The sequence below is a fragment of the Marinilabilia sp. genome, assembly GCF_016278715.1.
Classification (GTDB): Bacteria; Bacteroidota; Bacteroidia; order Bacteroidales; family Marinilabiliaceae; genus Marinilabilia.
The window spans coordinates 26,698-45,274 of the sequence record NZ_JADQBH010000167.1 but is presented as its reverse complement, the minus strand read 5'-3'; the positions used below and the strand labels follow the sequence as shown (position 1 = coordinate 45,274).

Here is an 18,577-nt window from a genome sequence, read left to right as displayed (position 1 = left end):
CGTTCGAGTTCTTTAACGATAATTTTCTTGTCGAACATAAACTTTTCGGCAATCGTCTGACGATAGATGTCTTCCAGGTCGTTGGCTTCATTTAAAATCAACTTGCCCACTTCGGAATTTTCAAAAAACACGACCAGCAACAAATGACTGGCCGCAAGGCGACGCAGAAAAGGCAACTCACGGCGGGCCGATTTGAGACTCTCGAAATTGGTGTAGAGTATCAGCAAACTACGTTGAGGAATTTTCTTCCTGACAATGGCATAGAGGGCCTCCAGATTATGCTCCAGAAATCCGGTCTGCTGATTGTACAGCATCTCCATAATCAGCTGAAGATGATTGGGTTCGCGCCGGGCCGGCACCATAGATTTTATCTTTTCGTTGAAGGTAACGAGTCCCGCCTTATCGTGCTTAAGCATGGCAATATTAGAAAGCACCAATGAGGTATTGATGGAATAATCGAGCAATGTGAGACCGTTGAAGGGCATCTGCATGGTTCGGCCCATGTCGATTAAAGAAAAAATCTGTTGTGATTTTTCATCCTGGTACTGGTTCACCATTAACTGATCCCGCCGGGCAGTGGCTTTCCAGTTGATGGTGCGGATGTCGTCTCCTTTGATGTATTCCCGAATCTGATCAAACTCCATTTGATGACCAAACTTGCGGACTTTTTTGATGCCCACCTCACTCAGGCGATCCGAGATGGCCATTAACTCAAATTGGCGCATCTGAATAAACGATGGATAAACCTTTACCTTGGCAGGCTGTGCCAGACGAATGCGGCGCCCCAGAAGTCCCTGACGGGTATGAATAAAAGCATTGAGAAAGCCAAAATGATATTCACCACGTTCAACAGGAGTTAAAGTGTACGAGAAAGACCAGGCTTCTCCGGGGTTCAGCCGGGCCTGCCGATAAAAGTTCCGAATCTGAAACTGAGCAGGTAACTCTTCAATTACCTCAATGCCCAGCCTGAAAGGATAGTAATTCTCAATATCCACAGAAACTTTGTTGGCATCACCATTGCTAAATCGATCCGGAATATTGCGATGTCCGGTTAAAATCCTTTTTTGACGGGGAAACAACATCATCAGATCGATGATTACCAGCGAAAAGAACGCAGTAAGTCCAACCAATCCCAGCACAAAGAAGAGGTGCCAGAAATGTCCCAGCAAAAACAGAACAATCAGTAATGCCAGACCGTAATAAACGCGGTTTCGCAGATATATAGCTTTAAAGGTCATCCACAGACTTATTTATCGGGGCACATCCACTGAGTCCACAATCCGTTTAATCACATTTTCGGGTTTCAGTCCTTCCATCTCTTTTTCGGGCGTAAGAATAACCCGGTGATTCAACACGGGAACCACCATCTCTTTCACATCTTCAGGAGTTACAAAATCGCGACCTTCCAGTGCCGCAAAAGCTTTAGCCGATTTCAGAATGGCGATGGAAGCCCGTGGACTAGCTCCCAGAAAAAGACTGCTGTTGTTCCGGGTCTTCTCAACGATGTTGGCAATATAACTCAGGATATCATGTTCCACTTTTACCTGGGTGACCAGTTTCTGGAAATCAACAATCTCCTCGGCAGAGATAACCGGTGAAACCTGATCCATTTCCATTGCGACACCCCTTTCCTGGGTGTTTTGGAGAATGGTTACCTCCTGATCCACCGACGGGTAATCAATCTTGATTTTGAAGAGGAACCTATCCAACTGGGCTTCAGGCAATCGATAGGTACCCTCATGCTCCACCGGGTTTTGGGTCGCCAACACAATAAAAGGACGATCCATGGGGTGCGTTTGGCCATCAATCGTCACCTGACGCTCCTCCATCACCTCAAACAATGCCGCCTGAGTTTTGGCAGGAGCCCGGTTGACCTCATCGATCAATACAAAATTTGAGAACACAGGGCCTTTATTGAATTCAAAATCGGAACGGGCCGAATGAAAAACCATGGTTCCCAGTACATCAGAGGGCATCAGGTCGGGGGTAAACTGAATCCGGGAAAAACCGGTATCCACGCATTTTGAAAGCAATTTGGCAATCATTGTTTTGGCAATACCGGGAACTCCTTTGAGCAAAACATGCCCGTTGGCCAGCAGAGCTGTGAGCAGATAGTCCAGCACCCGCTCCTGGCCCACAATTACTTTCCCGATTTCGTTGCGGATCTTAAACGCTGCATGGTTCAGTTCCTCTACGTTGAGACGGCTCTCGAACAAAGATTTTCCGTCGTCGTTGGTTTGATTGTTCAACTCCATAATTATCGGCAGTTATTGTAAAAAAATTCTATTTGTCTGTTAAACTGTTCCAGGTCTTCCTGGGATATTTGTCGCAAATGCTCCAGCCGGTTGCCCATCTTATACAAAGCAGCCACGGAACGTTCCGACACTCCTGACTTCCGCGAGACTTCAGCAATCACTTTGCTTTCATCCCCGGCGGTATCCATATAATAACGGTTTCGAAGGAATTCCTGAAAATAGGTATATCGTTTTCGGGCAATATCCAGATGATCGCGCCGGCTAAAATAGAGCCTTGCAACGGTAGCCACAAAACTAAGCGAGGTGTTTTCAGGCTTTTTCAAAACCGGAATAGCCCTTTGTTTTCGTCGGGCACCAAAAATAAACATCATCAGGATACTGAAAAACAAAACATACCAGGCAACACGCAATGACCTGTTTTTTAGCACAAAATCGAATAATCCCTCCTGATGAAAGGAGGCGGGCTTGTAATGCTCGTCCCAAACAGTTGCCTGTACCGGAAGATACGACAATGCCTTAAAAATGTATTCACTGTTATTGCGCGAAAGCAAATGATAATTGGTGAAGGCCAGCGGATTACTGTTAAAATAAAAGAATCCGTTACCCTGCTTAACTTTAATAAAATTGGTTTTCCCCTGGTGGTCGTGCCCCAGCACGGTAGTACGAGTTGAGTCATAATCCGTAATATAAAACCGGGTCATCCACCGTGGATACCAGTAACCAAATTGCTTTTTAAGTTTGGGGTTGGCAAAATGAAAGCCCACAGAATCGCGGTTAAAGAAATCGACATTGGGAACTATTTCCGGCTCAAAATCTAGCTGAAAAGTATCTGCCAGCAATCCGTAAACATGCTCGGCAGCAATAAACACATGATTTCCTTCCGAAGCAACTTTAATCAGTTCCCGGGCATCCTCATCCTCCATTTTTATCCGGCCGTTGATAAAAATAAAGTTGGAATTAACCGGTATTTTATTGTCGAAGAAAGATTTAGGATTCAACCAGGCAGTTACCATTTCCTGCTCAGGAAAAAGAGCCGGTAAAGTTTCATAAACCAGTTGGGTGCCAAAAGGAATTTTATCGTTTTTGGAAAAACTGTAACTCCAGTCAATCGGCCTTGGAGCAAAGATAGCAGCCACCACAAGCAGGAGCAATAAAAATCCAATAATCCATGTAAGGAAAGAATGATTCTTTGGGGGTTTACTCATGCCGGTACCTCCTTCCCTTTCTGACTGTTGAAAAGCCTTTCAACCTGCTTAAACTGATTGACGTCCAGGTCTACGTGACCATACCATACCACATCAAAAAGTCGTTTCCGTTTTCGGAAGTCTTCTTTAATCTTAGTGTCAGAAATTTCCCGGTAATATTCCTGATTGGTTTTAAATGGTTTGATGGCTATCTCACCTTTACCATCCAGTTCTCTCAGATATAGCAGAAACATCATCCTGACCGCCTCTCTCCATGCCTTATTGTTTCGAAACATCTGAAGCATTTCCAGTAGTTTTGGGGTAGTATAATCATGTGCATCATCAGTAAATCGGAGGCGTGATTCGGTTCTTTGATGCGAAATAACAAACAATCCGGCTACGGGAACATCCAATAACCGCAAAAGAAGATAAAGTACCAAGAGCCCTGCAAAGGCCAGAATCACGTAAAAAAACCAGGGACGGTTTCCCACAAACGAGCCCAACCAATAAAAAATCCGTGTCAGAAGATAATTCCAAAAACCGGGGCCATCAGCCCGGTCATAAAGATAATCAGGATCGGTTTTCCACTGCTCAATTTGCTCGTAAGGCGGAGTTCGGTAATTCACCGCCCCCTGGTCCCATACTTCAACTTCATCCACAGAAATAGAATCAGCCGACATCTGTGCCCCGGAGTAAAAATCCGAACCAACAAATAAACAAATGAATAAGAGCAGTAGAAATCTCGGCATTATTCCTCTCCTGTTATAGATGAAATCCGATCCATCAAACCTGACCGGTCTTTTTGTTCCCGGAGTGTATAATATTGGAATGCAATAATGACATAAAGAACAGGGTACAAAAGATATTGTCCCAGTCCGGCAAAAATGGTACTAAGAACAATGGCCAACGAACCGCCCTCCATGGCTTCTTTTGCTCCTGAGGCCACCATATACCCTTCAATTCCACCAACTATCATCGAAGGAAGAGAAAATAACCAGCCTACAATTCCCATAATCAGGTAAGCTAGAATAATGATCCCGAAAGTAGCCCACCACCGGTTTTTAACCAATTGAAAACAACGACTGAGGGTATCACCCAAATCCTTATTCTCAATCACTTTTACATAAAGAATAAAAGAAAAAGGAACAGAAAGATAAATACCCGGAATAATCAGGAACACAAAGCCCAACATAAGCAAAAGCGCTGCCAGAAGACTATATCCGACAATAGCCCAAAAATGACGGGCAAAACGGTTCCATACATCGGCTGCTGTAAAACCATTACGGCCTTTATCCTCGTACTCGCCCAGATATGCAGGCACCAAACCACCAATAAACACCTGAGCAACAAAACTCACCAAGAAGGTCAAAAATATCAACACCGGATCCGGCCCGGCAGTATTTCCGCCATTCATTATTTCCATAACTGTGGCCATCGTATCCTGCGCATAAAGGGCGCTTAAAATCACGGAAACAATAACCGGCACACCGGCATATATGCCAATAACGCGAAATAACTGTTTCATCTCCTGCGAAATAAAAGCAAAGGAGCCATTAAAAACATCACTAAAATCGCGGTATTTCACCAATTCAATTTCGGAATTGTTCATCGTTCAAATTTTTTTGGGTTAATTGTTTATGAATATAAAAGGGATAATAGACAAAGTAGCCTAAAATAATAGCCAATGACAAGCTGATAATCAACAAATTAACAAACATCGACATTTCATTGTAATAACGGGTCACGAAACTCTCAATAAAGCCCGCTATAATAAAAAACGGCACCAGACCCAGCATGATTTTCGTGCCTTTCTTCACCCCGTTAACAAAAGCAGTCTTTCGGGGAAGTGTGCCCGGAAAAAGCATACTTCTGCCCAGCACTATTCCTGCACCCCCCGCAAGAACTATCGCTGAAAGTTCTAGTGTACCATGCAAATAAATGCCCAGAGAAGATACGGAAAGAAGGGAATGCTGAAAAAAGAATGTTTGAAATACCCCCACCATGAGACCATTGCGAAATAAATGAAAGGCTGTTCCCAGCGGAGTGAGCAATCCAAAAAGAAAGACCACAAAAGAGACAAAAATATTGTTGCCTGTAATCATCAAAAACATCGGCACCTCCTCCATCGACCCATAAATAGCCAAAGGATCTCCCCGCTCAATATTATCCAGGGTTCTGTTTATGTACTCATCGCCCATCACCAGGCGTGCAAAATCATCGTTTTCAAGTGCGGATGCCATACCAATCAGCATGGACACCACAAAAATTACAAGAGATAACAGAAAACTATATCGTGCGTCGTACAAATCGATTGGTAATTCGCGGGTCCAAAAGGTGCTGAGACGGGAAGATTTCTCTCTTTTGTTCTGATATATCAGATGGTAGGCTTTACTGCTAAGGGAATTGAGATACTGAACCACCGACGACCGGGGGTAGAAGGTACGCGCATAGGAAAGATCATCCGTGAGCTGAATGTAGTGATCAGCCAGTTCATCGGGTTGCATATGCCGCGGATCAGTGATTCTATTCTCAAAGTCCTGCCAGCGTTTTCGGTTTCGGTTTATAAAGGTTACTTCTCTCACACAGGGTTTTTATTAAAATCGTGCCCAAAATAATTAAAAATTTACAAGTAAGCGCTCATTCGTTATGGCTTTTTGACGGGAAACTGAAATAATACAAAAAGAACCTAATGATAAAAAACAATAAAACAACTGATTCCGAAAAGAAAAACTGTTGAGCCGCGAAAATTATTATATTTGCTTACTCGTTGAACTAACTTTGCCCAATTTCCTTATGGAAACACTTCATTTAAACACCACCCAAAATGTATCGCTGGAATTTCCCGTTGCCAGTATAGCCGACCGAATTCTTGCCTGGTTACTGGATATATTAATAATGGGGGTTTACGCATTAGCCATTATGCTGATCTTCGTTGCCTGGCTTCAAATGGATGCTGAAATAATGCTCTTCCTGCTTTTTCTCCCTCTGCCTTTTTACCATTTCCTGTTTGAACTTCTATTTCAGGGCCAGAGTCCTGGTAAAAAAATGATGAACATTAAAGTTTTTAAAGCCGACGGTTCCCAACTAACACCCGGAAGTTGTTTTGTCCGCTGGATTTTCCGGTTATTCGATGTAGGCCTCACCTCCGGAGCGCTTGCCACCATCTTTATCATTGTCAATGGAAAAGGGCAGCGCCTTGGGGATTTTGCAGCTGGAACCACCATCCTGAAAACTTCCCGCAAACATACATTTCAGCAAACGTTGTGGACCGAAGTGGAGGAAAATTATGAACCGCGATATCCTGAAGCTGAAATACTCACCGATCAGGATGTTCAGCTTATCCAGGAAGTCATCCAGACCACCACCGGAAACAACCGCCCCGACACCTACATTCAATTACTTTCCAACACACGCGAAGCTATCGAAAAAAAGACCAATACGACTGCAAAACAATCGGACATTGAGTATCTGAGAAGTATGGTGAAGGATTACAATGCATGTCACAGGGGTTAGGAGTTAACTGTTAGCTGCGAGCTCGTGGCAGGCAGCTGTTAGCTCCTGACTGTTTCCCTCATTTTATTTTCCTTCTATTATCGGCGACAAAAAAAGATCCCAATATGCTATTGATTGCAGACAGCGGCTCCACAAAACCACCTGGTCGATACTCAACAACACCCTTGGAGATACCATTTTTATTGAAACCTCAGGCATCAATCCGTTCTATCAATATGCTATTTATTAAGGTTTTGTTAATTTTTTGGATATATCAGTGACAGGAATCCCTACAGCATACTACCGACAAAATAATTTTTATCTCTCCAATCAACACACGCCCCGCTTAGGCCGCCTGGTTTAACCATTTGAATCTAAATAAAAAGCCCGCAGGAATTATTCCCACCATAACAAAACTCCGTCAATTGACGTTTTTTAAGAGACATTGAAGCTTTATTAAGAGGATATTTGATTCCTGTGGGGGGGATAAATGTTTCAAGGCTACAACAATCACCACTATCTATCTGGTTTACAATTGCTTTCAATAATTAGTGATTTTTTAAACTTATTTCACATTTTACACCAAACTCCACCACACAAAACCATTAATCCACCTCAACCAAAAGACATCACCTTAATTTAGCAGTATTAATTTCAGACAAAATCTGCAGCCCGTCATAAACTCAAAAACTATGAAAATAACGAATATAATGTTGTTGAAACTCATTATAAGAGGTTTCGCCAGAATCCGGCTAAAAACCCTTGATTAACAACTGATTTTCCGGTACAGTGCCTGAATTAAGCCCGGGAAACAAGACTAACAACTGAGAAGGATGAAATCAATAAAAATTAAATCTAAATTTATGAAAACAACAAAACTGATGAAGCGCGCTTTATTCGCCTCCATTTTGGCAATATTTGCCTTAGTCGGATGCGAAGAGCTGGATACTTACACAATTGATGCGCCCGCAGATTTACAGAGCGAGATCGACTCAATTGCTGCGGCTAAAGCAAGTGTGGACACAGGTGATACCACCTACATTGACATTGCAACAGCCGCTGTCGGTGCAGAGGATTATAGTTCTGCCTGGTTCACTGCATTCTCTGATTACTTCACCATCCCTGCAAACAAGAAATTGGTATTGGAGTTTGTTAACCACAACGGAGGAAGTGCAAACAACTGGAATAACTGGAATCTTGCCGTGGCCAATGTCGCGGATCGCGATGCAGACAATTATGCAGAATATTTTGTCCTTCGCTCAGATGCGTATGGTTGGGGCAATGATGACTTTGATCTCGGTCTGGTATCCCATAACTATCCCGATACCGACGGTGATGAAGATATTTGGAATGACTTTAGGGCTACCATGGACGGAGCTCAAGTAACTATTGAAATCGACCACTCTGTTACCGGAAATGCATTTGTAACAGCTACGGCCGTTGGAACAAATGGTACAGAATTGGTTCTGACATATCAACAACCTGTTTCTGCAACTGAAGATATTGTGGCTTTCTTAATTTCAGACGCCAGCTATATGGAGATGGAACGGGCATACCTTTTACCATCCGAGATAACTGTTGTAGAAGATGTGCAACCTACCTCAATCGCAATTGACGGGACTCCTGATTTTGTGGAAATAGGAAATGAAGATTTCTGGGGTAACGGAATAGCCACCGTCACTTTCGCTGACGGCTCTTCTGAACAGGTTGATACGGCAGATATTTCATTCAGCGTGATTCCTGATATGACAACCCTTGGTGAAAAGACCGTCATTTTGGCGTATAACAAAACCAAACAAGGCGAATACACTAAAGCAGTATCAACCTATTACACTCTGGAAGTAACCAACTCCGTTTCAAGCCTGGAGATTACTTCCCAGCCAGATATTACCACCTATTATTACTACGGTAGTAACCCAATTATTTTTGATCCTCAGGGAATGGTTGTTACAGCGACCTATTCTGATGGAACCACAAGTACACTGGAACACTCCGCTCTCCAGTTCAGTGAAATTCAGCCTGCTGCCGGAGCTCAGAATGCCGTTGTTTCTTATGAAGGGGCAATGAGTACAGTAACGGCAGATGTTCCTCTAACCCTGATTGAGGGTGTAGGTCAGGTGGGTGCCAACGACTTTTCGACTGCCTGGTGGACAGAATTTTCAGCTGACTACGCAGTACCAGCCGGTGAAAGCAAAACATTCACAATGTATTGCTACTCCAACGAGGCAAACAACTATAACAGTCCTTCAACAATTCTGCGAAAAGCCGATCTGACTGAATATGCTGTAGTTCGAATGGATCACTTCGGATGGGGCACAGGCTATGACAATAATCCAAATCTTGCTGTTTCAAGCGACTGGAATTTTGAAACGTTTGCTTCAAACCTCAATGGCTCTGAAGTTGTCATCACAATTACTAATAATGGTGACGACACGGCAGATATTCGTTACGATGTTACTTATGCCACCGGTGAAACACATTTCCAAAGTTATGAAGGAATAATCGTAGATAGTTCCGACCTGAACACTGCGTTTGTATTAGAAGGAGCATATATCGTATTTACTGAATAATCAACAACACAAAAGACATTAAACTATGAAATATATATTTTTAATCCTTTTAGGATTGCTGGCCTTCTCAACAGCCACTTTCGCAGAAAGGAACGGCAACCCCGAGCAGGCTGCAATACTGCAGGCAGATAATATAACAGTAACGGGTAAAATCATTGATGAGCAAGGGGAACCTCTTATCGGTGCCACTGTACAACAAACAGGTACCACCTATGGTACAATTACCGATATTGATGGTAATTTCTCACTTTCAGTTCCTGCTGATGCGACACTAAAAATCTCTTTTATCGGATTTGAAAGTACTGAGGTCAGCGTTGACGGAACCACCAACCTGGGTACCATTACATTAGCTTCTGACGTTAGACAACTCGATCAGGTGGTGGTAGTCGGTTATGGTACACAGCGCAAGGCCGACCTTACCGGTTCAGTCGCTGTTGTCGACACCGAAGAGATGAAAAAAGTATCAAAGTCAAACATCTCAACCATGCTGCAGGGAAAAGTTGCCGGTGTTCGGATTACTTCTGACGGACAACCCGGAGCAGACCCCTCCGTACGTGTTCGTGGTATCGGTACATTTGGCAACTCCAATCCGCTCTATGTGGTTGATGGGGTACCAATGGGAACTACCATTCGCGACTTCTCGCCTAATGATATCGAAAGCCTTCAGGTATTGAAAGATGCTTCGGCAGCCGCCATATATGGTTCACGTGCTGCCAACGGTGTAATTATCATCACCACCAAGCAAGGTAAAAAGGATCAACCTCTGAGAATAGACTACAGCGGTTACTATGGCATCGACCAGGTAGAAGACGGAGTCTATGAAGTTATGGACTCCAAACAATATGGAGAATACGTTACCATGGCTTATGGGAACAGCGGAATGGACGTTCCGGCAGGATATGACCCTAATAGCTCCAAGTACATTGACCCCAATGTAGTTAACACGGATTGGCAGGATGAGGCTTTTAAAACAGGGATTCGCCAGAACCACAACGTTAATTTCTCGGGAGGTGGCGCAAACAATACTTACAACGTAGCACTTGATTATTACACTCAGGAAGGAACCATCGAAGGTGCCGGACCTAACTTCGAGCGATACACTGCCCGCGCCAACAATACCATGAGCGTAAAATTCCTTGAAGTGAAAACCAGTTTAGTGTATAGCCATAGCAACCAGGACAATATGGCCCTGAGTAACGCCAACGAGTACGTAGAGGGCCTCTATGGTCAACAGTTCCCGGTGATGGCCTCAGCGCTGATTACACCGCCAACCATTAAAGCTTATGACAAGTCAACCTGGGTGCTGGACGACAAATTATCGGCAGCTTCACAATACCGTTACGACTCATTTGGTTATGGTACCTACTACGACGACGTACATGGAGACCTGCGGGTAACCAACGTTCTGCTTACCAATGGTCTTTTGGAGAGAAACTCAGTGGTTGACCGTTTCGTAGCTTCCGGATCAGCAAAAGTTGACCTGATAGACATGGTGGGACGTCAAAGCGACAACCACAAATTCAACTACAACCTCAATGTGTCTTACAGCAAAACCACTGCAAAGGATTTTACTTTTGTACCTGCATTTATCCAGAGTACAACAAACTACCTCTCAAAAAGCAATGAAGTTCTGACACAAGGTTATCGCAGCTATAGTGCATCACTTATCGAAAACTATATCAATTACGATGCCTCCTTTGGACGGCACGAAATAAATACAGTTCTTGGTCAGACCTTTGAGCGCAACACCGAACATACCCTCACAGGGATAGGAAATAACATGCCTGAACCATACTTCCTGCAAGTTGGAAACGCAGCAGACACGCAGGCGTCAACTTACGAAAGAGAAGACTTACTGGCCTCCTATATCGGCCGTGTGAATTACAATTTCGACGGCAAATACCTTATTTCATTAACCGGTCGTCGCGATGGATCAAGCCGCCTGTCGGTAGATCGTTCGGAATTTTTCAAGTCGGCATCTGCCGGATGGCGTATCGAGCGTGAAAATTTCTTCCCTGTGGATGAGTCAATCATTAACATGTTTAAGGTTCGCGGTAGTTATGGTGAACTCGGTAACGATACAAACCTGGGCCCCTACGAATATGCAACTACAATGCAAAGAGGGGACTATACCTATAGTTTTGCCAACAACAAGGTTACCGGTTCTGCAGTATCCTACTATGTGAACCCCACGCTGCGATGGGAAAAGAAGAAAACCATTGACGTTGGTCTTGACCTCGCGATGTTCAACAATAAAATGCAATTTACTTTCGACTGGTATAAGTCAACTTCAGAAGACCTCCATTATGATGTTAGAGTTCCTTTCAGCGCCGGTGTAACCAATGAATTTGTAAAGATGAATGCAGCGACAATGGAAAACTCAGGGCTTGAATTCCTGGTTTCGTATCGGAATCGTCAACATGCTGTAAAGTATGAGATTACTGCAAACGCATCAACTCTTAAAAACAAAGTCACAAACCTGGGTGTTTCAGGTGAATCACGAATTGACGGCTACACACGCACAGAGGTTGGTCGTGAAGTCGGTGAGTTCTTTGGTTACGCTTACGACGGAATCTATCAATCGCAAGCGGAGATCGACAACTACACTAATTCAGAAGGGCAACTCGTAAACCGCCCGGACGCAAAACCGGGTGATGTAATCTACGCCGATATTGCATCAGAGGATGGCACCATTGATGAGAACGGCAACCCCGTTCCCGATGGCAAAATCACCGATGCCGACCGAAAAATTCTTGGCAGTGGTTTACCCGACGTCAATTTCGGTCTGGATGCACGCGTTGAGTGGAAAGGTTTCGATTTGAGCATCTCCACATTTGGGGCAGCTGGATTTAAAGCTGTGGACTTTGTTGACATGACATTACGCGGCTCTTACCGCACACTCAATAAAAGTGTTGATCTGCTGAATGCCTGGACTCCGGATAACACCAACACCGATGTACCGCGAGTTGCATACACTCCCGAAGGTTCCGTTACCAATGACATGTTCAGCGAGCGGTTTATTCAGGATGCAACCTATTTGAAAATTTCCAACGTCACTTTAGGATATAATTTCCCCGATAGATGGTTTAACGGATACATCAGCAATGTTCGTGTATATGCCACCGGACAAAATCTGGCCACCATTACTAAGTACAAAGGGTATAACGTAGATTTCGCCGGAGGTACATTTACTCCAGGTTACAACTATGCTTCGTATCCGACACCACGAACCGTTATGTTTGGTGTTAACTTGTCCTTCTAAAAACAATCTAAAAAAAGATCAACATGAAAAAGTTAAATATATTCATTCTAATATTGGCACTTATCGGAGGCCTGACAGCCTGCGATGACCAGCTCGATGTTACGAACCCCAACGAACAAACAACTGTCGATTTTGGCGATTCTGAAGCAGAACTTCAGGAAGTGGTTATTGCTGCCTACAACCGTATTCGTCTTGAAGGGTCATTTGCCCGTGTCGGTTACACGCTGGATGCAGTACGTGGTGACGAGGTCTGGAACTCATCTCAGCAATGGTATATCGACTACGACCGGCTGAACTCTCCCGGCACCAACGAAATTGGAGACATGTGGCCCTATCGTGACTGGTATCATGTAGTGAATCGTACCAACTATATTTTATCAAAAGTTGATGAGGTTGAAATGTCTGAAGATTCGTATAATGAAATAGCCGGACAGGCGCTATTCCTCAGAGCCTTGGCATATTACCATTTGTCCACCTACTACCAGACTGTGCCTCTTATTACGGACTATGAATCTTATTCAGACATGAATACCATGTTTGCATCCAACAGCACTCAGGATGAAATCTTTGACCAAATTGAAACTGACCTCGGGCAGGCTATGGAAATGCTCCCGTCAAGAGATGCAGGTGGCGAATGGGCACAAGGACGTGCCACCTCCGGTGCTGCTGCAGGATACATGGCTCGTGCCCTGATGTTCCGCCACAAATTCACCGAGGCTTACCTCATTCTCCAGGACATCATTGCCGGAGAGTATGGACATTACGAGTTGATGAACGACTACGGTGACAACTTCAAAGAAAACACAGAAAACAATGCTGAAAGCCTCTTCGAAGTTCAATTTATGGATTATGGCACAGGAGGTACCGACGAAGAGTGGACACCCGTAAATATCAGTTCAGAAGCAACTCAGGGGCATGCAGTGGAAAGCAACTACGCTTCACAGGAGTTGGGTAGTTGGGGTGACCTTGCAGGTTCTCCCTGGTTGTATAATCTCTTTAAAGAAGAGACCTCCACCGATGGACGCCTGGATCCTCGTTTATATTGGACTTTGGTTACCTACGAAGATGAATACAGCAATTATACCGACCAGGCAACAGCTTCCTATCCCAACGGAGATCCTCGCAGCAACATTGTATATCAGGAAGAAATAACCAGGACACCTTTGTCCAACAGTGCGCAGGGAGGCATCTCCATCGCAAAATGGACAAACGCAAGGAACAACATTTATTCAACCATTACCAACGGATTGCAGTGCGGAGTAAACCTGCGCCTGATGCGTTATAGTGATGTTCTTTTGCGGGCAGCAGAATGCGAAAACGAAATCAACGGCCCTACCCAAACGGCAATTGATTACATTAACCAGGTACGTCGTCGCGTAGCTTTACCGGACCTTGAGCTGGCAGATTTCCCCTCTGCCGACCATCTTTTCGAACAAATAGCAAATGTTGAACGTCCAAAAGAATTCGGTTGCGAAAACGGCAGAGGAATCGATTTGATTCGCTGGGGTTTCTTCTACAACCAATCACGTCTGAATCAACTGGTTGAGCATGGATATTACATACTGGCTCCGAAGAATGAGGCAGGCGACATCATTGCCAGTACAGATGTAGTTACTGCTGAGACGGCCAGTGGTTCATCGTTCCAGTATTACAATCCGGGACATGAATATTTCCCACTTTTCCAAAACATACTCAATGCCAACCCAAATCTTGATGGAAACTCGGCAAACAAAAGCATAGATAATGCTCCGGCATTCCAAGAGAAATACAACATCCGACCGGTTGTTGAGTTAGAGTAGATAAAATCTGCTTATTTATTGAAACTTCCTTATCAACCTGTCAGTAAATGTTTGTTGGTAAGGAAGTTTTTTTCCAAAAATCATATTAGCCATGAGACTGAAGTATTTTCTGATTTTATCATTTAGCATAATTGCTCTGCTATTTACGAGGTGTAAGGACGATGTTGTTGAACCGGAGGAAGATGAACCGAAGACTGAGACCGAGTGGTCCATCCCGACCTATGCCGACGACTATTCATCCATAGCATCGTGGGCCAACCGTAGCGAGTGGAATCTTGCCAACGTTCACGACCCGTCAGTTGCCTATTACGATGGTTACTACTATATGTATGGCACTGACGCTTCGTATGGAAATGAACACGAAGGACACGGCCATTTTCAGGGCAAGCGTTCCAAAGATTTGGTAAACTGGGATTGGGTAGGTGCCCCGTTTTATGACCCACCCTCATGGGTAGCGGATTCACTCAACTCAGTCCGGTCAAGAATGGGATTGGAAGCCATTCCCGAAGAAGAAATCCAATACGGGTATTGGGCACCGGTAGTCCGACGCGTAAACGTTGGAGGACAAGAAATCCTGCGTATGTACTACAGCATAGTAATTAATAACTACATAAAAACAGGTAATCCAACTTCAACAGCTTTTGATGGAAGCTGGACAGAACGTGCCTTCATCGGTATGTGCGAATCGACAGATCCTTCCGGAGCAGTATGGGAAGACAAAGGGTTTGTTACAACGTCCTCTTCAGATCTTGGACTGGACTATAGTCGCGCCAGCACGAATGACTGGAGTGGATATTTCTATTACAATGCCATTGACCCAACGTACATTGTATCCCCCGGAGGGAAACATTATCTGATACACGGCTCCTGGCACAGTGGATTTGCGCTATTGGAAGTAGATGCAACCACCGGTAAGCCGGTCAACACACTCGGTGAACCTTATGCCGACAGTGCCAGCGAACTGACAGCCCGATATGGGCAAAGAATTGGCACACGCAATGCAAACTCTCGTTGGCAGGCCAGCGAAGCACCGGAAATTATTTACAAGGATGGTTACTACTATCTGTTCATGGCCTACGATGGTCTTGGCGTTCCCTACAACACACGGGTGGTCAGAAGCGAAAATATCGAAGGGCCTTATGTTGACATCAGAGGTCATAATTTCACAGAAGGAGAAGGAGATTCCTACCCCATTGTAACCCACCCCTACAAGTTCAATCTCAGCCCCGGATGGGTAGGCATCTCACATTGCGCCGTTTTCCAGAAGGAAGATACCAACGAATGGTTCTACATGTCGCAGGGAAGATTGCCGGAAAGCGTTAATAACTATATTATGATGGGCCACGTACGCAAAATTGTGTGGTGTCCGGCTTCTGCAAGTGAGCCCGATAATCTGTGGCCAATCGCATTGCCCGAACGTTTTGCGGATGTTCCGGATTATGGAACAATAACCAAAGATTCACTTGTTGGAACATGGGAACACATAAAACTTGAATACAAATACGCGCAACAAAACACCGCTTCATCCCTCACGCTTAATGCCGACGGCACAATGTCGGGAGCCCTCACAGGCGACTGGAGCTATGATGAAGAAAAAAAACAACTCACTCTGGGCAATGTCATTGTTTGCGTTGAACGCGAAGTTGACTGGGAAGCCACCCCACGACGGGTAACCATCGTTTACGCAGGAACGGAAAAAAATCTGAACGCTACCTATTGGGGTAAAAAGTCCAGATAATTATGAATACCGGGTAAAGATTACCTTACAAAACAGCGGGGGTTGATTTTCGGTAAAACAAAAATCAACCCCCGCTTTCTATGTTAAAAATCTTACACCAGCAATTGATAAAAGTAAGTTCCGATAGTCAGATAAATTCCCATTCCGATAATGTCGTTCAAGGTAGTCACAAACGGACCGGTAGCCACCGCGGGGTCAATCTTAATTCTATTCAGCAACAAAGGAACCAGTGCGCCAAAAACCGAAGCAAAAATCACCACCGAAAACATAGCGCCTGAAACTGTAAGAGTGAGTGCATCAGGCGAGCCAATAAGGTAATTATAGGCAAATGCAAGCACAGAAAGCACTGTCGCATTCAAAAACGCAACGCTGAATTCTTTAAAAAGTCGTTTCAGGGGTGAGTCGAATCCCATGGTTCCTGCAGCGATGGATTGTACCACGATGGCGGACGACTGAATACCCACGTTCCCGCCCATGGCAGCAATCAGGGGCATAAAAAAGGCCAGTTGCGGATAAATATCCAGAACCCCTTCAAAACTCCCGACCACTCTGGAGCCGAATAATCCTCCAAGCAAGCCGATAAGCAGCCACGGAACACGTGCACGCGTCAAAACCCATACACTATCCGACGATTCCACATCACCGGTAATACCCGATGCCAGAGCGTAATCTTTCTCAGCCTCTTCGCGCATCACATCCATTACGTCGTCAACGGTAATTCGTCCCGCAAGCCGTCCCACCGCATCAACAACAGGAAGAGCCACCAGGTCGTATTTGGTCATGATGTTACTGACCTCCTCAGAAGTAGCATCCACCCCAACCGAAATAACATCAGAATAATAAATATCTTTAACATGCTTATCCACAGGACTGAGAAGCATTTTTTTCAGCGAAAGTGTTCCTTTCAGAACACCATTATTATCCACCACATAAACATAGTATACCTCATCCACATTAACTGCCTGTTGTCTCATGCTTCGAAGACAAGTGGGAATTGACCAGTTTTCCTTGACCTTAATGAGCTCTTTGGCCATCAGACCCCCGGCCGAATCCTCGTCGTAGTTCAGAAGGTCAACAATATCACCCGCCACATTGACATCCTCAATATAAGAGAGTACCTCCTGCTGTCTGTCAGTGTTAAATTCAGAGATTACGTCCGCAGCATCATCCGAATCCATTTTATCGATAAACCTACGGGCAATAACTTCACTGGGCAAAGCACTGAGGAACTTGAGACGATCATTCTCATCCAACTCAATAATCATATCCGCTGCCTTGTCATCATCCAGCAGAAAATAGATATACTTTGCCTCTTCAATATTGAGCTCTTCGTAGATTTCCGCAATATCGGCGGGGTGCATTTCCTCCAGAATCCGGGATACTGATTCATTGTCCTGATTGTCAATCAGCAACTTCAGGTCATCCACAAATTCTCTGGTCAGTTCAAAATTGGCCATACCCCTTAGTTTTTTGAAGTTCAACAATACATCTATAACGATGCAGCGACTATATTTGTAAGTTCAACAAACTCTTCCACACTTAATTGCTCAGGTCTCTTCTGTAGTATTGCCTGTGTATGGGCCTCCCCGGCAACAATTCCAAACGTTTTAAGACTGTTTCGAAGTGTTTTGCGGCGCTGATTAAAGCCGGTCTTTACAACTCTCAAAAAAAGTTTTTCATCACATCCAAGGTCAATAACATCGTTACGGGTAAACCTGATGACTGCGGATTTCACTTTAGGTGGGGGAGTAAAAACATGCTCATCAACCGTGAAAAGATACTCGGGATGATACCAGGCCTGCATCAACACACTAAGAATTCCGTATTCTCTACTGCCGGGGCCCGAAGTAAGTCTTTTTCCCACTTCACGTTGCACCATACCGGTAACATGCTTAACCAGGTCGCGATGCTCCAGAACTTTAAAGAAAATCTGACTGGAAATGTTGTAAGGAAAATTTCCGATGATAGAAAACTCATCGGAAAAATATTGCGACAAGTCCATTTTCAGGAAATCGGCAGCAATTATCTTTGATGAAAGATTTGGGTAATGAACATTGAGATAATCCACCGATTCGGTGTCGAGCTCCACCAGAGAGAGGTCAATATCGGGGATTTTAGAGAGATGTTCGGTGAGCACACCCATACCAGGCCCGATTTCCAACACCTTAAAAGGCGGGATGGGCAACGACTCCACAATCTGCATAGCAATATGCTGATCGTTGAGAAAATGCTGGCCTAAGTATTTTTTGGGTTTGACTCTCCTCATCTTCCATAGTA

General features: G+C 44.4%; 13 protein-coding genes. 5 read left to right on the top strand and 8 right to left on the bottom strand.

Going from position 1 to position 18,577, the window contains the following annotated elements; all coding sequences use genetic code 11:
• The 6 genes from QZZ43_RS10835 to QZZ43_RS10810 all read right to left on the bottom strand — a co-directional run.
• A partial coding sequence (locus tag QZZ43_RS10835; RefSeq protein ID WP_291858938.1) for a DUF58 domain-containing protein occupies positions 1-1,238 on the bottom strand: 1,238 nt, incomplete at its 3' end.
• Positions 1,239-1,250: 12 nt separating this feature from the next.
• Positions 1,251-2,255: a MoxR family ATPase gene (locus QZZ43_RS10830; protein WP_291858936.1), complete on the bottom strand. Its 1,005-nt coding sequence runs from the start codon at positions 2,253-2,255 to the stop codon at positions 1,251-1,253.
• A 2-nt stretch (positions 2,256-2,257) separates the two neighbouring features.
• A complete protein-coding gene (locus QZZ43_RS10825; protein ID WP_291858934.1) occupies positions 2,258-3,460 on the bottom strand; it encodes a DUF4350 domain-containing protein in 1,203 nt (400 codons plus the stop codon).
• Positions 3,457-4,188 carry a hypothetical protein gene (locus tag QZZ43_RS10820; RefSeq protein ID WP_291858932.1) on the bottom strand — a complete coding sequence of 244 codons (732 nt, stop codon included), beginning with the start codon at positions 4,186-4,188 and terminating at the stop codon, positions 3,457-3,459. The genes QZZ43_RS10825 and QZZ43_RS10820 overlap by 4 nt, the downstream gene beginning before the upstream one ends.
• Complete coding sequence (locus QZZ43_RS10815) at positions 4,188-5,048, bottom strand: hypothetical protein (protein ID WP_291858930.1); 861 nt, start codon at positions 5,046-5,048, stop codon at positions 4,188-4,190. The genes QZZ43_RS10820 and QZZ43_RS10815 overlap by 1 nt, the downstream gene beginning before the upstream one ends.
• Positions 5,029-6,021 (bottom strand): stage II sporulation protein M, encoded by a 993-nt coding sequence (locus tag QZZ43_RS10810; RefSeq protein WP_291858928.1) that lies wholly within the window; start codon positions 6,019-6,021, stop codon positions 5,029-5,031. The genes QZZ43_RS10815 and QZZ43_RS10810 overlap by 20 nt, the downstream gene beginning before the upstream one ends.
• A 211-nt stretch (positions 6,022-6,232) precedes the next feature.
• Between QZZ43_RS10810 and QZZ43_RS10805 the strand changes: the two genes are divergently transcribed.
• From QZZ43_RS10805 to QZZ43_RS10785, 5 genes are all read left to right on the top strand, one after another.
• Positions 6,233-6,952: an RDD family protein gene (locus tag QZZ43_RS10805; protein ID WP_291858926.1), complete on the top strand. Its 720-nt coding sequence runs from the start codon at positions 6,233-6,235 to the stop codon at positions 6,950-6,952.
• A gap of 842 nt (positions 6,953-7,794) precedes the next feature.
• Positions 7,795-9,501 carry a bacterial Ig-like domain-containing protein gene (locus QZZ43_RS10800; RefSeq protein WP_291858924.1) on the top strand — a complete coding sequence of 569 codons (1,707 nt, stop codon included), beginning with the start codon at positions 7,795-7,797 and terminating at the stop codon, positions 9,499-9,501.
• Positions 9,502-9,526: 25 nt separating this feature from the next.
• Positions 9,527-12,763 carry a TonB-dependent receptor gene (locus QZZ43_RS10795; protein ID WP_291858922.1) on the top strand — a complete coding sequence of 1,079 codons (3,237 nt, stop codon included), beginning with the start codon at positions 9,527-9,529 and terminating at the stop codon, positions 12,761-12,763.
• Positions 12,764-12,786: 23 nt separating this feature from the next.
• Entirely contained in the window at positions 12,787-14,562 is a 1,776-nt protein-coding gene (locus QZZ43_RS10790; RefSeq protein WP_291858921.1) for a RagB/SusD family nutrient uptake outer membrane protein, read from the top strand.
• 91 nt (positions 14,563-14,653) lie between these two features.
• Complete coding sequence (locus tag QZZ43_RS10785; protein ID WP_291858919.1) at positions 14,654-16,300, top strand: arabinan endo-1,5-alpha-L-arabinosidase; 1,647 nt, start codon at positions 14,654-14,656, stop codon at positions 16,298-16,300.
• A gap of 92 nt (positions 16,301-16,392) precedes the next feature.
• Here the strand turns inward: QZZ43_RS10785 and mgtE are convergent, their stop codons facing one another.
• Together mgtE and rsmA are read right to left on the bottom strand one after the other, a co-directional pair.
• Positions 16,393-17,757 (bottom strand): magnesium transporter, encoded by a 1,365-nt coding sequence (gene mgtE / locus QZZ43_RS10780; RefSeq protein WP_291858917.1) that lies wholly within the window; start codon positions 17,755-17,757, stop codon positions 16,393-16,395.
• A gap of 32 nt (positions 17,758-17,789) precedes the next feature.
• The gene (gene rsmA, locus QZZ43_RS10775; protein ID WP_291858915.1) at positions 17,790-18,566 is read right to left on the bottom strand and encodes a 16S rRNA (adenine(1518)-N(6)/adenine(1519)-N(6))-dimethyltransferase RsmA; all 777 of its coding nucleotides are present in this window, start codon (positions 18,564-18,566) and stop codon (positions 17,790-17,792) included.
• Positions 18,567-18,577 lie beyond the last annotated feature (11 nt).

What these genes read in the sequence shown, in the direction of transcription:
- QZZ43_RS10830 (WP_291858936.1), bottom strand. Translation starts at nt 2,255, where the DNA reads ATGGAGTTGAACAATCAAACCAACGACGACGGAAAATCTTTGTTCGAG.
- QZZ43_RS10825 (WP_291858934.1), bottom strand. Translation starts at nt 3,460, where the DNA reads ATGAGTAAACCCCCAAAGAATCATTCTTTCCTTACATGGATTATTGGA.
- QZZ43_RS10820 (WP_291858932.1), bottom strand. Translation starts at nt 4,188, where the DNA reads ATGCCGAGATTTCTACTGCTCTTATTCATTTGTTTATTTGTTGGTTCG.
- QZZ43_RS10815 (WP_291858930.1), bottom strand. Translation starts at nt 5,048, where the DNA reads ATGAACAATTCCGAAATTGAATTGGTGAAATACCGCGATTTTAGTGAT.
- QZZ43_RS10805 (WP_291858926.1), top strand. Translation starts at nt 6,233, where the DNA reads ATGGAAACACTTCATTTAAACACCACCCAAAATGTATCGCTGGAATTT.
- QZZ43_RS10800 (WP_291858924.1), top strand. Translation starts at nt 7,795, where the DNA reads ATGAAAACAACAAAACTGATGAAGCGCGCTTTATTCGCCTCCATTTTG.
- QZZ43_RS10795 (WP_291858922.1), top strand. Translation starts at nt 9,527, where the DNA reads ATGAAATATATATTTTTAATCCTTTTAGGATTGCTGGCCTTCTCAACA.
- QZZ43_RS10790 (WP_291858921.1), top strand. Translation starts at nt 12,787, where the DNA reads ATGAAAAAGTTAAATATATTCATTCTAATATTGGCACTTATCGGAGGC.
- QZZ43_RS10785 (WP_291858919.1), top strand. Translation starts at nt 14,654, where the DNA reads ATGAGACTGAAGTATTTTCTGATTTTATCATTTAGCATAATTGCTCTG.
- mgtE (WP_291858917.1), bottom strand. Translation starts at nt 17,757, where the DNA reads ATGGCCAATTTTGAACTGACCAGAGAATTTGTGGATGACCTGAAGTTG.
- rsmA (WP_291858915.1), bottom strand. Translation starts at nt 18,566, where the DNA reads ATGAGGAGAGTCAAACCCAAAAAATACTTAGGCCAGCATTTTCTCAAC.